Source organism: Aerococcus sp. L_32 (assembly GCF_050689315.1).
Map to the genome: position 1 here is coordinate 1 of NZ_JBOEQF010000834.1, position 808 is coordinate 808.

The following is an 808-nucleotide window of genomic DNA, read 5'->3' on the forward strand; positions in this document are numbered from 1 at the left end:
GGGTACTTACGCAACTGATACCCGCTATGGTGGTAAATTAAACAACTTAATTACGACACATGGTTTAACACAATATGATACACCTGCTGGTTCAACCTCAAGTACATCTGCATCAGTTTCTAGTGCAACTACAAACTTATCTGCACAAGGGACAACATCATCTACTAATGGTGGGAAGTCTTATACAGTTAAAGCTGGTGATGGTTTATACACTGTAGCACGCGCTTTAGGTGTAACTGTTGCAGAGGTTAAGGCGCAAAATGGCTTGACTTCTAACTTAATTCACCCAGGCCAAGTCTTATCTGTAGCTTCATCTAGCGCATCTTCATCGTCTAGTTCAGCAAGCACAGAAACAGCTACTAACACTGGTTCATCTGCGACAACATCAGGTAAATCATACACAGTTAAATCGGGTGATGGTTTATACAGCGTAGCAAAAGCCTTAGGTATTTCAGTATCAGAAGCACGTTCATTAAATGGCGGTTCTGACTTAATTCATCCAGGCCAAGTATTTAAAGCAGGTCAGTCGACGACTTCTTCAACAAGTACGACTTCTTCATCAAGCGCTAACACTGGTTCATCTGCTTCAGCATCAGGTAAATCATACACAGTTAAATCTGGTGATGGTTTATACAGTGTAGCGAAAGCCTTAGGTATTTCAGTATCAGAAGCACGCTCATTAAATGGCGGTTCTGACTTGATTCATCCAGACCAAGTATTTAAAGTTGGTCAGTCGACAACTTCTACATCAAGTTCGTCTTCTTCATCAACTTCGAGTGCTTCAATTAGTTCATCTGCTTCAGCATCA

General features: G+C 41.2%; 1 protein-coding gene. It reads left to right on the forward strand.

Annotated elements, in window-relative coordinates:
- Nucleotides 1-808 (forward strand): LysM peptidoglycan-binding domain-containing protein (locus tag ACRCJ0_RS16770; RefSeq protein ID WP_431391291.1); only part of this gene is annotated, 808 nt, incomplete at both ends.